The sequence below is a fragment of the Streptosporangium sp. H13245 genome (genome assembly GCF_055690525.1).
Genome location: NZ_JBSZKT010000002.1, coordinates 416,079 through 430,593, shown reverse-complemented (window position 1 = coordinate 430,593; position 14,515 = coordinate 416,079). Strand labels below are relative to the sequence as shown.

At 68.9% G+C, this 14,515-nt stretch carries 8 protein-coding genes; 5 read left to right on the top strand and 3 right to left on the bottom strand.

The window, feature by feature from the left end; translation table 11 throughout:
- Positions 1 to 125 precede the first annotated feature (125 nt).
- The 3 genes from ACW9TB_RS05870 to ACW9TB_RS05860 all read left to right on the top strand — a co-directional run bounded on the left by ACW9TB_RS05870 (position 126) and on the right by ACW9TB_RS05860 (position 6,018).
- Positions 126 to 1,184, top strand: a complete 1,059-nt coding sequence (locus ACW9TB_RS05870; RefSeq protein ID WP_472746897.1) for a helix-turn-helix domain-containing protein — start codon at positions 126 to 128, stop codon at positions 1,182 to 1,184.
- 834 nt (positions 1,185 to 2,018) lie between these two features.
- Positions 2,019 to 4,838, top strand: coding sequence for a PQQ-dependent sugar dehydrogenase (locus ACW9TB_RS05865; protein ID WP_472746896.1), 2,820 nt, complete (start codon positions 2,019 to 2,021; stop codon positions 4,836 to 4,838).
- Positions 4,839 to 4,896: 58 nt separating this feature from the next.
- Positions 4,897 to 6,018: a ThuA domain-containing protein gene (locus ACW9TB_RS05860; protein WP_472746895.1), complete on the top strand. Its 1,122-nt coding sequence runs from the start codon at positions 4,897 to 4,899 to the stop codon at positions 6,016 to 6,018.
- Between the two features lie 123 nt (positions 6,019 to 6,141).
- Here the strand turns inward: ACW9TB_RS05860 and ACW9TB_RS05855 are convergent, their stop codons facing one another.
- Entirely contained in the window at positions 6,142 to 7,419 is a 1,278-nt protein-coding gene (locus tag ACW9TB_RS05855) for a S1 family peptidase (RefSeq protein WP_472746894.1), read from the bottom strand.
- 437 nt (positions 7,420 to 7,856) lie between these two features.
- On the opposite strand from ACW9TB_RS05855, the gene ACW9TB_RS05850 reads away from it, so the two are divergent.
- The gene (locus ACW9TB_RS05850) at positions 7,857 to 10,994 is read left to right on the top strand and encodes a M14 family metallopeptidase (RefSeq protein ID WP_472746893.1); all 3,138 of its coding nucleotides are present in this window, start codon (positions 7,857 to 7,859) and stop codon (positions 10,992 to 10,994) included.
- Positions 10,995 to 11,286: 292 nt separating this feature from the next.
- Complete coding sequence (locus ACW9TB_RS05845) at positions 11,287 to 12,300, top strand: NAD-dependent epimerase/dehydratase family protein (RefSeq protein ID WP_472746892.1); 1,014 nt, start codon at positions 11,287 to 11,289, stop codon at positions 12,298 to 12,300.
- Positions 12,301 to 12,553: 253 nt separating this feature from the next.
- On the opposite strand, the gene ACW9TB_RS05840 is transcribed toward ACW9TB_RS05845, so the two are convergent.
- Together ACW9TB_RS05840 and ACW9TB_RS05835 are read right to left on the bottom strand one after the other, a co-directional pair.
- Positions 12,554 to 13,090, bottom strand: a complete 537-nt coding sequence (locus tag ACW9TB_RS05840; RefSeq protein ID WP_472746891.1) for a GNAT family N-acetyltransferase — start codon at positions 13,088 to 13,090, stop codon at positions 12,554 to 12,556.
- Entirely contained in the window at positions 13,087 to 14,409 is a 1,323-nt protein-coding gene (locus ACW9TB_RS05835; protein WP_472746890.1) for a helix-turn-helix domain-containing protein, read from the bottom strand. The genes ACW9TB_RS05840 and ACW9TB_RS05835 overlap by 4 nt, the downstream gene beginning before the upstream one ends.
- Positions 14,410 to 14,515 lie beyond the last annotated feature (106 nt).

Below are 14,515 nucleotides of genomic sequence, written 5' to 3'. Positions count from 1 at the left end.
CACGCTGACAGGAAATTTTCGAAACACGTCGTGAAATTGGTGAAGTTGGGACAATAGTTCCCAGTGTGACGAGATGACCTGCGATGACTCAGGCCGCTGGGACAAGGTTGGGACGAATCACCGTGGTGAATGGAATCGAGAACACGAGCAGGAACCGACGACAGCGCCCGCTGCCCGACGACCTGCCCGAGCCGACCCGCGTTCTCCTTCGGGAGTTGAGGGCTCTCAGGGAGCGGGCCGGGCTCGATCTGCGAGCGCTGGAGCAGGCGACCCACGCGAGCCGATCGTCCTGGGGGCGCTGGCTCGCCGGGGACACCTGGATCCCCCTTGACGCCGTGGAAGGACTCGCCCGGTTGTGCCGGGAGGACGAGAAGCGGTTCCGTGAGCTGTGGGAGGCGGCCGAACAGGCTCGGCGGATGGCGGGCGTCCCGGAGGTGACCACGGAGGCCCCCGGAGGAGCGGCGGTCTCCGAAGAAGGGCCGGTTGCGAAAACCATCGAGGGGAAGGAGCCCGGGAACGGGGAGGAGCCCGGCGCGTCCGCGCCGCGCCGGTTGATGAGCCGCTCGCGACGGCGGTTCCTGATCGGGACCGCGCTGGGCCTGTCCATCGGTGTGGCCACCGGTGCCGTACTCGGCGGATCGGCCCTCAAAAGCCGGGCGGGCGATGACACCGGGGCGGCGAAGTCGACCCTCGCCAGTCCGGCGGCCGGTGCCACCGCGTCGGCGAAACCGGTCGTCGACCGGGCCGGGATGATCGGCCGCGCCAGGAGCTGGAATCCGGCCACCGCGCGGCGCGTGCCCTACAGCCAGTTCAAGGCGTACGGCGGCTACCGGACCGATGGCTCCGGCTACGTCTCCATGACGCTCGGGCTCCCGAAACCGGGCCCCAACACGATCAGCCTGGCCTCGTCGAACTTCAGCCGCCGCATCAAGATGACCGAGTTGCTCCAGGGTGACCTCGTCATCGACCCGGTCGGCGGCAACACCGCCCGCGCGGTGGTCATCTTCGACCGGTGGGCCGACGCCAAGCGCACCTCGTACTGGGCCTACCAGCAGCGCTCCGGCTACGGCACCGACCACCGCGTCGTCAAGCACGGCCTGTCACCGGGCGACCAGTTCCGGGCCCACCGGCCGGTCAATCTCCGGAACGACGTCCCCACCCCGGCCACCCCCGTGCCGGACTGACCGGTCGGCGTGTCGTCCCCGCCTCGGTCGCTTCCGTATCGGGTTGACCGGTCGGCGCGTGATTCTCGCCCCGGTCAACCCCGTACCAGGCTGATCGGTCGGCGCGTCGTTCTCGCCCGGTCACCCCGTACCGGATCGATCGGTCGGCGCGTCGCCCCCAACTCGGAGTCCCCTAGCTCGGAGTCCCCCAGCTCGGAGTCCCCCAGCCCGGAGTCCCTGCTCGGAGTCCCCCAGCCCGGAGTCCCTCGGCCCGGAGTCCCTCGACCAGGAATGCCCCAACCAGGAGTGCCCCTCCCGGGGCGCATCCACTCTGAGTGCTCCCGCCCGGCCGGATCTCCTCCTTGTCGGGGCCCGGGTCGGCGTCCCGACCGTTGTCAAGTTTTCGATCATGAAGAGAGCGCTCCCTGCCAAAGGATGATTGCGTTCGCTTTTCCTGTCAATGAAGGGGCGTCGCGGGGCCGTTGGACAGCCGGGGAGGAGGGGAAGGGCGCCTCCTCGGAGGGCTCCGGGTTCGGGCAGCTCAGAGGTGATTGTCACGGTGCAATATGGCCGCAGGGGAGCGTTCCCCCAAGCGCACCGGTGTTCGCCCAGAGTGTGCGGGCTGTTTCCGTCAGGTTAAACAGCCTCTTGACAAGGATTGTCGAGCAAGAGCAATCTCGGGTTGGGAGAGCGCTCCCTCGGCTTTTTCCTCGGGTCCCCCTCTGGAGACACCGAAGAGCCGCCGAACCCCCCGTCCCGAGACCTTGACCACCGGTCCACCCCCCACAGAGACCTGGAGTTCCACCCATGGCCTCGCTCCGCCGATGGTTACCACCCCTGACCGCTCTCCTCACCGTGACCGCCCTCCTGTCCCCGCTCCCGGCCACAGCGACCACCACCGCGACCGCGACCACGACCACGACCGCCGCCGCCCCGCCCGTCGACCCCACCAAGTTCCAGCAGGTCACGCTGGCCAAGGGAGTCGCCGAGGTGGGAGAGCCCATGACGCTGGCGGTGCTGCCCGACCGCTCCGTCCTGCACACCGCCCGCGACGGCACGGTCCGGATCACCGACGCCGCCGGAAACACCAAGGTGTCGGGCAAGCTCTCCGTCTACTTCAACGACGAGGAGGGCATGCAGGGCATCGGTGTCGACCCCGGCTTCACCACCAACCGGTTCATCTACCTCTACTACGCGCCGCCGCTGTCCACACCGCCGAACGGTTCCCCGCCCGACGGGACCCCGGCGGAGTTCGCGCGTTTCGACGGCGTCAACCGGCTCACGCGCCTCAGGCTGAACACCGACGGCACCCTCGACCTCGCGAGCGAGAAGACCGTGCTGGAGGTCAGGGCCAGCCGTGGCGCCTGCTGTCACGTCGGCGGTGACATCGACTTCGACGCCGCGGGCAACCTCTACCTGACCACCGGCGACGACACCGAGCCCGGCTTCAACGACGGCTACGCCCCGCTGGACGACAGGCCGAACCGCAACCCCGCGCTCGACGCGCAGCGCGGCGCCGCCAACACCAACGACCTGCGCGGCAAGGTGCTCCGCATCAAGGTCAACGCCGACGGGTCGTACTCGATCCCGGCCGGGAACATGTTCGCCCCCGGCACCGCGAACACCCGCCCGGAGATCTACGCGATGGGTTTCCGCAACCCGTTCCGTATGAGCGTCGACAAGGCCACCGGCGTCGTCTACCTCGGCGACTACGGCCCCGACGCGGGCACCACCGGTCCGCGCGGGCCCGGCGGGCAGGTCGAGTTCAACCGGATCACCGGCCCCGGCTTCTTCGGCTGGCCGTACTGCACCGGCAACAACACCCCGGCCGAGACCTACGCCCGCTACAACTACGACACCTCGACGATCGGCGCGAAGTACGACTGCGCGGGCGGCCCGGAGAACACCTCGCGCAAGAACACCGGCCTGGTCAAGCTGCCCGCGGCCAAGGCCGCCTGGATCACCTACGACGGCTGCACCCTCCTGCCGGAGTTCGGTTGCGGCGCCGAGTCGCCGATGGGCGGCGTCGTCTACCGCTACTCCGCCGCGCTGAACTCGCCGGTCAAGTTCCCGCAGTCACTCGACGGGCACTTCCTCGCCGGTGAGCTCCAGCGTCAGTGGATCAAGGACATCGAGGTCAACGCCAACGGCACCCGGGGCACCATCCAGCCCTTCCCCTGGGCGGGCAAGCTGGTGATGGACATGGCGTTCGGCCCCGACGGCGCCCTCTACGTGCTCGACTACGGCACCGGCTGGTTCAACGGCAACCAGGACTCGGCGCTGTACCGCATCGAGCACATCGGGGTCGGCGGGCGGGCACCCATCGCCAAGGCCACCTCCGACAAGGTCTCCGGGAAGGCGCCGCTGACCGTGGCGTTCTCCTCGGCGGGCAGCTCCGACCCGGACGGCGACGCGCTCACCTACTCCTGGGCGTTCGGCGACGGCGCCACCTCCACGGCGGCCAACCCCACCCACACCTACACCACCGACGGCAGGCGGATCGTCACGCTGACCGTCAGGGACAGCACGGGCAACACCGCGACGGCCAACATCGAGATCAACGTCGGCAACACCGCGCCGGTCGTGAGAATCGACCTGCCGCTCAACGGGCAGGTGTTCGGCTTCAGCGACGCCGTGCCGTACCGCGTCACCGTCACCGACGCGGAGGACACGACGATCGACTGCACGAAGGTGAAGATGACCTACATCCTCGGTCACGACACCCACGGCCACCCGATGGCCACCGCCAACGGCTGCTCGGGCACCATCCAGACGCCCGGCAACGGTGAGCACGACGGGGCCGCCAACCTGTTCGGGGTCTGGGACGCCGAGTACACCGACGCGGGCGGCCTCACCACCCACACCCAGCACGTCACCCAGCCGAGGAACCGGCAGGCCGAGCACTACACCACCTCCCAGGGGGTCGTGCAGTACGACAAACCGGCCGCGCACGGGGCCAAGACCGTCGGCAGCATCGAGAACGGCGACTGGATCTCCTTCGACCCCTACGTCCTGAGCGGCGCCACCAGGCTCACCGCCCGGGTCTCCTCCGGCGGGATCGGCGGGACGATCCAGGTCAGGGCGGGGTCGGCGACCGGCACCCTGCTGGGCACCGCCACCGTGGCACCGACCGGCGGGTGGGAGACGTTCGTCGACGTCTCCACCCCCCTGACGAACGCCCCGGCCGGGACCACCAAGCTCTTCCTGGTCTTCGCCGGGGGGACGGGCCCGCTGTTCGACGTGGACGACTTCACCCTCACCACCGGGACGGGCCCGCCGCCCACCGGCACGCTGCTGTCGGCGGGGCGGCCGGTCACCGCCTCCTCGACGGAGAACGCCGCCTCCGCGGGATCCAACGCGGTGGACGGCAACCTCGGTACGCGCTGGTCGTCGGCGTTCGCCGACCCGCAGTGGATCTCGGTGGACCTGGGTTCTGCCAGGCAGGTCAACCGGGTGAAACTGCAGTGGGAGGCGGCCTACGGCACGGCGTACCGGATCGAGACCTCGACGAACGGCACGACCTGGACGCAGGTTCACGCCACGGCCGCCGGTGACGGCGGCGTGGACGACGTGAGCTTCACCGCGACCAGTGCCCGCTACGTGCGGGTGTACGGAACTCAGCGCGCGACCGCGTACGGCTACTCCCTGTGGGAAATGGAGGTTTACGGTGCGTAATATCATCGCGGTGGTCACCGCGTTATTCGTCGTAATGATTGGTCTGGGTGCTCCGGCTATGGCCGCTGATCCGGCATACAAGGTTCTGGTCTTCTCCAAGACGGCCGGGTTCCGGCACGACGCCATCCCCGCGGGCATCACCGCGCTGCGCGGGCTGGCGACCGAGAACGGCTTCACCGTCGACGCCACCGAGGACGCCGGCGCCTTCACCACCGCCAACCTCGCCCAGTACCGCGCGGTCGTCTTCCTGCTGACCACCGGCGACGTGCTCAACGCCACGCAGCAGACGGCGTTCGAGTCGTACATCGGGGGCGGCGGCGGATACGTCGGCGTCCACGCCGCGGCCGACACCGAGTACGACTGGCCCTTCTACGGCAACCTCGTCGGCGCCTACTTCGCCTCCCACCCGGCCATCCAGCAGGTGACCGTACGGGTGGAGGACCGCACGCACCCCTCGACGGCCCACCTCCCGGCGGCCTGGGTGCGCACCGACGAGCTGTACAACTACCGCACCAACCCCCGCTCCACCGCCCGCGTGCTCGCCACGCTGGACGAGTCGACCTACTCCGGCGGGTCGATGGGAGCCGACCACCCGATCTCCTGGTGCAAGGCGTACTCGGGCGGCCGCTCCTGGTACACCGGCCTCGGTCACACCATCGCGTCCTACACCGAGCCGAACTTCCGCGCGCACCTGTACGGCGGGCTCCGCTACGCGGCCGGGGTCGTCTCGGGCAACTGCGGGACCGGCACGAACCCGACGCCCACCCCGACCCCCACGCCGGGCCCGGGTGTCGTGCTGCTGTCGTCCGGACGTCCGGTGACGACCTCCTCCACGGAGAACGGCGGCTTCGCCGGGAGCAACGCGGTGGACGGCAACGGCGGCACGCGCTGGTCGTCGGCGTTCTCCGACCCGCAGTGGATCTCGGTGGACCTGGGTTCGGCCAAGCTGGTCAGCCGGGTGAAGCTGAACTGGGAGGCGGCCTACGGCCGGGCGTACCGGATCGAGACCTCGACGAACGGCACGACCTGGACGCAGGCTCACGCCACGACCACCGGTGACGGCGGCGTGGACGACGTGACCTTCACCGAGACGAGCGCCCGCTACGTGCGGGTGTACGGCACCCAGCGGGCGACCCCGTACGGCTACTCCCTGTGGGAGCTGGAGGTCTACGGCAGGTAGACCTTCGGGATCCCGAGTGTTTCGCGGTTCCCCGTGACGAGAGTCCCGGGCCGGTTCATCGGCCCGGGACTCTCCGTGTTTCCGGGGCGCGGACCCGGGGATTCCGGTGCGCCGAGGGGACGGTCAGGACGCGGGTGTCCCCGGGGGCGGCGTTCGAGACGGTGTGCCCGTGCCCGTGACCGGCGGATGCGGGTGCGGCGTTCGAGACGGTACGGCCGTGTCCGTGACCGGCGGCTGCGCCGTGCGGGTGGTGGTCAGCAGGGCCAGGCCGTAGGCGCTGAGGATCGGCCCGATCGGCTGGAAGTAGCTGGTACCCCCCAGGCTGCAGTCGCCGAAGCCACCGGAGGTGACGCCCTGGGCCTGGTCGACGGAGATGAAGGAGCCGCCCGAGTCTCCGGGCTCCGCGCAGACGCTGGTGCGGACCAGCTGCGAGACGGTGCCCTGCGGATAGGTGACGCTGGCGTCGCGCTGCTGGATGAGACCGCAGTGCCAGTCGGAGGTGGACCCGGACCGGCAGACCGAGGTGCCCTCGATGGCGACCCGGGCACCGGCGACGGGCACGATGCCCTCGATCCCGGTGCCGCCGTTGGTCACCGTCGCGGTGAGCGTCCAGTTGGGGTTCACCGCGATCCAGGCGTAGTCGTGCCCAGGGAAGGTCGATCCCTGGAAGACGCCCTGGGCGGTCCGGTTGACGCCGGTGGTGGCGGCACCCGCCTTGCCGCAGTGACCGGCGGTGACGAAACCCCGCTGGGTTCCGCGGGTCACCGAGAACCCGATCGAGCAGCGGCTCGCGGGGCCGATGTAGTAGGGGTCGCCGCCCCGCACGCTGTCGAGGAGCCGGGGTGTCTCGAAGGAGGGCACCACGCTCACCACGTTCTTGTCCACCCCGACGGTCTCGACGATCTCCTCGGCCCTGTCGGGGATCGCCGACAGGATCACGACCCTGTTGTTCCGTACGTCGATGTAGCGCACGCCTCCCACCCGCCGGTGAGCGGGCAGATTCTCGTCGAGCTTCTGCTTGATCGGGATCAGCTCCGCCAGCGACCGGGCGACGACCTCGGGGCGGGCGCCCGCGGCGAGGATCTGGGGGATGTCCTTGTCGCTGGTGGTGGCCACCACGAGGGTCTGCGCGGTGGTTCCCGACAACCAGGAGCCGCCGAAGCGATCACCGATCTTGACGCGCAGCCTGGCCTCGATCGGTGCCAGCCGGGCCTCGTTGCGCAGGCGGGTCTCAGCCTGTTCCCTGCTGATCCCGAGGTCGCGCTGGAGTGCCTGGAGCAGGCCCGGCGGAGCCGCCGGAGCTTCCGCCGGCCGCCGACCGGCGACAGCCTGGTGGGCGGTCAGGCCGAGTACGGTGACCACCAGGACGCATCCCGTGGTGACGACACGTCGGTGAAACATGGGCCTCCCCTGACTTTTCGCAGTTGGGGGAAGTGCCTGGCACCGCGCGTCGGGCGTGCGACGCGGACACCGTTACTTTAATGCAGCCGCTGCTGGCCAAGGTCGCAAAAGCCGCACGCCACGCGGACGGGAGTTCCGGCGGGCGCGACGACCGGCGGGTCGTCCAAAGGCGGCCCGCGGGTCGTCCGAGGATGATCCGCGGATGGCCCGTGGAGGCCCGTGGGTGGCTCGCGGGTGGCCCGTCCTCGCGCCCCGCACGTTCCCCGGGTGGCCCGCTCCCGTGCCCTGCACGTTCCCCGTGATTCCGGAAGACCCGGCGCCCTCCCCGACCACATGAGGTCAGTGCGAAAAGCTGGCGAGGATTGACGTTGACTCAGCTCCGGATATACCCCAGATTTCGGGCATTCCTGTTTTTCGGGGGATGTACGGAGGTAGCAATGAAACGTGCGAGATTAGCTATTCTCGCAATCGCGGTCCTGCTCCTGGGCTTGATCGTGAGCACACCCGCGGCAGCGGTCCCCGATCCACCCGCCACCGGCGAAGACGGGGTACGCGTCTACGTCGGTGATCTCACCCCGCAGCAGCTGGACACGCTGCTGAAGTCGGGCGTCGACCGCGAGGAGCTGCGGATCACCAAGTCCGCGGACGGCAAGAAGGTCAGCGTCGAGGCGATCCTCGGCGCGACCCAGGCGGAGCAGCTCCGCAAGGTGGGCCTCGGCCTGCAGGTCCAGCGGTCCGCGGCGGCCAGCAGGCAGGCGGCCAAGGGGGACGGCGTCTTCAAGCCGTACAGCGGCGCGGGGGGCATCCGCGAGCAGATCGTCGCCGCGGCGAACGCCAAGCCGAACATCGCCAAGGTCGTCGACCTCGGCACCACGGGCAAGGGGCAGCCGCTCACCGCGATCAAGGTGACGAAGAACGCGCGGCAGCTCAGGGACGGGTCGCGCAAGGCCGTGCTCTACATGTCCGCCCAGCACGCCCGTGAGTGGATCACCCCGGAGATGAACCGGAGGCTCCTGCTCCACTACCTGAACGGCTACGGCACCAACCCCGAGATCACCCAGCTAATCGACAACGTCGAGCTGTGGTTCATCCCCGTCTCCAACCCCGACGGGTACGACTACACCTTCACCGGCGACAACCGTCTCTGGCGCAAGAACCTCCGCGACAACAACGGCGACGGCCAGATCACCAGCGCCGACGGCGTCGACCTGAACCGTAACTTCGACTACAAGTGGGGCTACGACAACGAGGGCTCCTCCGACAACCCGGCCAGCCAGACCTACCGGGGCCCGAAGGCGCAGTCCGAGCCGGAGACCATGGCCGTCGACACCCTCGCCAAGAAGGTCGACTTCACCTACATCCTCAACTACCACTCGGCCGCCCAGCTGCTGCTGTACGGCGTCGGCTGGCAGCAGGCCACCCCTTCTCCCGACGACCTCATCTTCGAGGCGCTGCTCGGCGACGACGCGACGCCCGCCGTACCCGGCTACGACCCCGACATCGGCGCCGAGCTCTACACGACCAACGGCGAGACCGACGGTCACATGACCAACAAGCGCGACGCACTCACGATCACGCCGGAGATGACCACCTGCGAGGTCGCGGTCGAGAGCGTGCCGGACGACGAGTGGACGCTCGCCGACTGCGTGGGCGGCTCCGGCTTCACCTTCCCCGACAGCGAGGCCCTGATCCAGGCGGAGTTCGCCAAGAACGTCCCGCTCGCGGTCGACCTCGCCAAGTCCGTGAAGAACCCCGACAACCCGGTCTCCCCGGTGAACCGCGCGGTCCCCGACTTCCGGCCCGACAGCTTCACCGTCTCGTACGGCGACCCGCAGCCGGTGGCCGTGACCATGCGGCGTTCCCTGTCGGCCAAGCAGCTGCGCTTCCGGATCAACGGCGGCCCCGTGCGCGTGCGCGACCTCAAGGAGTGGGACGGCGGCGAGCGGTACGGCGACGAGAACGACCTGTACTTCGCCGAGTACCGCGCCAAGGTGGAGGGCGCCAAACCGGGAGACAGCGTCGAGGTCTGGTTCACCGGCCACAAATCCGGCACCGGGACCGTGGAGAGCCAGCGCTTCACGTACAAGCTGGAGAAGAAGTCCAACGCCAAGGTGCTCGTCGTGGCGAACGAGGACTACACCGGCTTCAATCCGGACTACCCGGCGTCGGTGACCGCGCCGAAGTACGCGGCGCAGTACAGGCAGGCGCTGCAGAGCGCCGGATACTCCTCGGAGACGTGGGACGTCGACGCCCAGGGCGTGCCGCACCACCTCGGCGTGCTCAGCCACTTCAAGGCGGTGGCCTGGTACCTCGGTGACGACCGGCTCGCGATGGACGCCCAGGACGTGGAGACCGACACCCCGTTCGGCCCGCTCCCCGACATGGACGTCAAGCGGCAGCAGCAGGACCTGACCATCTCCGTCCGCGACTACCTCAACGAGGGAGGCAAACTGCTCTACACCGGGGAGACCGCCGGATACTTCGGCTTCTTCGGCACCAGCCTCGGTGGCATCTACTACGGCCTGGACGGCGCCCCGGACTCCGACTGCGTCATCACCAGCCAGGACGGCTTCTTCGAGGAGTGCCTCATCCTCGCCGACGACTTCGCCCAGTACTACCTCGGCGTCTACGGCCGCAACCCGCGCGTCGGGCCGACCGGGTTCACCGGCAGCGATGCCGCGATGAACGGCACGAGCGGCACCTTCGGCGGCCAGGCGCTCGCCGACAACCCGCTGGACGAGGCGGGCACCCTGCAGGTGACCAGCGACACGCTGCCGCCCGCGAAGTTCCCGCAGTTCAGGAGCGAGGCCTCGGCCGCCTACATCGGGGCGACCGGTCCGTTCGACCCGGCCGAGGGCGACTGGTACGTGGCGGGCCCGCACACCGACGACGCGTACAAGAGGCTGACGCGCACCGTCGACCTGGCGGCCGTCCCCGCCGCGCAGCAGCCCAAGCTGCAGTTCCAGCTCTCGTACAACACCGAGGAGGGCTACGACAACGTCATCGTCGAGGCGCACACGGTCGGCCAGGACAACTGGACGACCCTGCCCGACCTCAACGGCGGCACCTCCACCGACGTCCCGGCCGAGTGCGAGGCGGGCTTCCTGCTGGACGAGCACCCGTGGCTGCTGCGCTACCTGACGCCGGGCAACCCCTGCGCGCCGACCGGGACCAGCGGTTCCTGGAACGCCTTCACCGGTGACTCCGACGGCTGGCAGCAGGTGGCCTTCGACCTGTCCGCGTACGCGGGCCAGCAGGTCGAGGTGTCGATCAGCTACGTGACCGACCCCGGCACCGGCGGCGTCGGCGCGTTCGTGGACGACACCAGGATCACCACCACCGGCGGCCAGCTCGCCGCCGAGGGCTTCGAGTCCGGCCTCGGCGCCTGGGCGATCCCCGGACCGCCCCCGGGCAGCCCGACGGGCGCCGGAGACTTCGCCAGGGCCCAGGCCGACAAGACGGCGGCCGTCTCGACGAAGGACACCGTGTTCCTCGGCTTCGGCCTGGAGCAGGTGGCCGCCCCCGCCGAACGCGCCGCCACCATCAAGAAGATCATGCAATACCTGATCGGCTAACCGGTTCGTAAGGCCGGGCGCCACCCCCGTGGCGCCCGGCCTTCGCGTTTGTGTCATCGGACATGGTGGTCACAGATATTGGACAGGAACCCGCCGAGCCTGACATTTACAACTGCTGAAGGACGCCCCGCCCCGCTGACATCGTTCACACGGCGTCCCAGTAGTCCTTGAACATCTCGCCGGGCCCGCACTTATCCAGGTCCCCGAAGAAGACCTGTCGCTGACGCCGCCCGCGTAAGAGACCCTCGGCGGGGGCTCGTCTCCAACCCGCCCGTGAGCCAGGATCGAGGGCATGCGAATCCTCATCCTCGGCGGCACGAAGTTTCTCGGGCGCATCGTGGCGGAAGAGGCGCTGCGCCGCGACCACAACGTGGTGACGTTCAACCGTGGCACGTCCGGTGGTGACGTGCGTGGAGTCGCGCCGATTCGCGGAGATCGCACCATTAGCCGGGACCTGGCGGCGCTCGTCGCGCGAGGCGACTGGGACACCGTGATCGACACCAGTGGCATGACGACCTCCATGGTGGAAGGCTCCACCCGCGCGCTGGTCAACGCCGTCGACCGCTACGTCTTCGTCTCCACGGTGAACGTCTACAAGGGCTGGCCCGTCGACCCGCTCGACGACGACTCGCCCGTCCGTGACTACACCCCGGCCGGTCCGGCCGGTGAGAGCGACGCCGACGAGTACGGCCGCCTCAAGGCCGGATGCGAACGGGCCGTCACGACCACCTTCGGGGAGCGGGCCACGCTGCTGCGGCCCAGCGTCATCCTCGGCCCGCACGAGTACGTCGGCCGCATCCCCTGGTGGCTGTCGCGGATCCAGGCCGGTGGCCGGGTCCTGGCGCCCGGCCACCCGGAGCGGCCCATCCAGCCGATCGACGTCCGCGACGTCGCGGCCTTCGCGCTGGACGTCGCCGAACGGAACCTCACGGGGTCCTACAACCTGGCCGCGCCGATCGGGCACTCCACGTTCGGCGCGTTCCTGGGCGCGTGCCGTGAGGTGACCGGCGCCGATGCCGAACTCGTCTGGGCCGACGACGCGTTCCTGCGCGATCACGGTGTTCCCGAGTGGGTCGGGCTGCCCCTGTGGCGCGACTACCAGGGAACATGGCACGTGGACGCCGCCCGTGCTCGCGCCGAGGGCCTGAGGTGTCGTCCGCTGGAGGAGACCGTCGCCGACACCTACGCGTGGCTAAGCGACGGCGCGGTGGTCTCCTCCGAACGGTCCGCCGAACTGGGCATCAGCCGCGAGCGCGAGGCGGAGATCCTCGCCGCGTGGGACGCCCGCGACGAGGCCGCAGGCTAAGGCGAACCGGGAGGAAGCGCCCGAACGGTCGATCCGGCGGCGAACTCAACGAGGTCCTCGGCGAGGTCACGAACCGCCCGCGTCGCCTGGACCTCGGTGAGCGGATCAGCGCCGTTGGCGACGCAAGTCGACCTGGCACGCCTAAGGGCCCTGTTCCATCCTTCAGTCACTCCCTCTACGGGTCAACACAAACCGATACCGGAAACCGGGAATGGCCAAAGACCGATTCGCCACAGCAGGGAGGGGTGTTCACCTACTTCCTGGACAGGTCCAGAAGCAGGGCGTCGGCGGTCTTCGCGTCGGGCGCCGAGCGCACGGTACCCACTATCTGCCATCCCCAGCGCTGGTACATGGCGTGCGCCGGAGCCTCCGGATTGGCCAGCAGCGTCGCGTACGGCGCGTCCTGACCGGCCAGCAGTTCGTCAAGAAGACGCTTGCCGATGCCATGGCCCCGGAAGTCCTGACGGACATTCAGCTCGATGACCGCGAATTTAGGCAGGTCGGCTGCTTCGGCGGGAGGAGGGGTGGCTTCTCCACCCCACCATCGGCCCGCTTCGAATGCGAGGCCGAAGGCGAATCCCGCGAGTTCCGATCCGGACCTCGCCGAGACCAAGGTGAAGCTGTCGCGCTCCAGTTGTCGGCCCGTGCGCTCGGTGAATCGTTCTCGGCTGTAAAGCGGCCCTGAAAGGTAGGGCGGCTCGGCGTGGATCCGCAGGTATAAATCGACGTGCTCTTCATCGAGTATCGCGCGCGCCGCCGGGCCGGTCAGGCGTTGAAGACTAATGCTCATTTATCCTCTTTCGGCGCCATGAGTGCGAGATGTGCACGGTAGTCGCTGACAGCTCGCTGCGCCTTCTGCCCTGTTGGCGCGGCGTCAGCCACAACATGAGCGATATGCATCACGAACTGCGTCATACGGGAAGGCTCGATACTTTCCACGATCGTGACGGCATGTTGTAGCCCATCGGTGACATCTCCCTCCCGTACCGCCGACGCTGCCTGATGCAGGCGGACCTGGGCTGCTTGCCGCTCGCGTCCCGCGGGGTAGGAGGCGAGCGCCTCCCGTTGCGCGGCAGACGCGGACGGGGCGCCGCCCAGGGTCAGGACGAGGGATCGAGTGTGCAGCAGCCGAGATTCCGACCAGCCTTCGGCGGACATGGTGTTACCGGTAACGCTGCCGGGGAGCATCGCGAAAGCCTTGGCCTGTTCGGCCAGGCTGGCGTGCGCGCCGACGTGATTCCCCATGAGGGCCAACGCGTGGGCACGGGCGCCCAGGGCACTCACCGCCGCACGACCTGGCTGGTCAGCGGTAAGGTCCAGAGCCGTTTTCACACGTGACAGCACCGCGGTCAGGGGGCGGCGCTCGTACAGAGCCTGAACCGCCTCGATCGCGTACGCGGTGGCGATGAACTCAGGATCACCGGTCTGAGCCGCTGCCCGGCGCGCGGATCCCCACCAGTGTCGCGACCCGCGATGGTCTCCGGCCGACCCCAGCGCCTGCGCGAGGAGGAACGTCAGTCGGGCGTTCACGCGGGCCCAGCCCACCGCTTCGCGATCGGGGAGGGGCGGCAGAGTCTGCTGGAGGGTCAGGAGATCCACGGACAGGTCACGGATCACTTCGACCAAGGGGCGCGAGACGATTCCATGGGCGTGCTCCCATGCGATTTCTTCCCACGCGTCGAGGTCAGGCTTACCGACTCGCTGGTCCACGATGGTGCGCAGCTGCTCCAGCCCTGGCAGCAGGGCGGATACGCCTGCTGTCGCGACACCGAGTAGGAGTCGCCTCCGTACTTCGTCCATAACGACAGGATCCGACAGAGTCGGCGATCCCGCCAGCGGCGCCACTGCGGCTTTGGTCGCCTGGACGAGCGCGTGCAGTGAGGTCAGGGCGCCGTCGGCGCGGTAAAGCCTGTCGAGGCTTTCGACGACCTCGATCGGCGCGAGGCGCTCGCCGCGCTCCCAGCGGCCAAGAACCGACCAATCGGTGTTGATCTGCGCCGCGACGCCTTTCAGGGAGCCTTCGCGGAACTCTCTCCAATGCCTTAGGTACGCACCGAAAAGGGCAGTCGGTGACTTCGAGGGATCAACTGTGTCCGGCCGACGGGGCATGACGACCTCCCGCTGTATTGGCTAATTTGGCTGCTCCTGTTAGCCAAAACAGATCTCTGGATGAGCGTTGAGCTTCCCCTCACTATGACACGTAAGGCAATGCCGA

What these genes read in the sequence shown, in the direction of transcription:
- ACW9TB_RS05860 (WP_472746895.1), top strand. Translation starts at nt 4,897, where the DNA reads ATGGCCGCTGATCCGGCATACAAGGTTCTGGTCTTCTCCAAGACGGCC.
- ACW9TB_RS05855 (WP_472746894.1), bottom strand. Translation starts at nt 7,419, where the DNA reads ATGTTTCACCGACGTGTCGTCACCACGGGATGCGTCCTGGTGGTCACC.
- ACW9TB_RS05850 (WP_472746893.1), top strand. Translation starts at nt 7,857, where the DNA reads ATGAAACGTGCGAGATTAGCTATTCTCGCAATCGCGGTCCTGCTCCTG.
- ACW9TB_RS05845 (WP_472746892.1), top strand. Translation starts at nt 11,287, where the DNA reads ATGCGAATCCTCATCCTCGGCGGCACGAAGTTTCTCGGGCGCATCGTG.
- ACW9TB_RS05840 (WP_472746891.1), bottom strand. Translation starts at nt 13,090, where the DNA reads ATGAGCATTAGTCTTCAACGCCTGACCGGCCCGGCGGCGCGCGCGATA.
- ACW9TB_RS05835 (WP_472746890.1), bottom strand. Translation starts at nt 14,409, where the DNA reads ATGCCCCGTCGGCCGGACACAGTTGATCCCTCGAAGTCACCGACTGCC.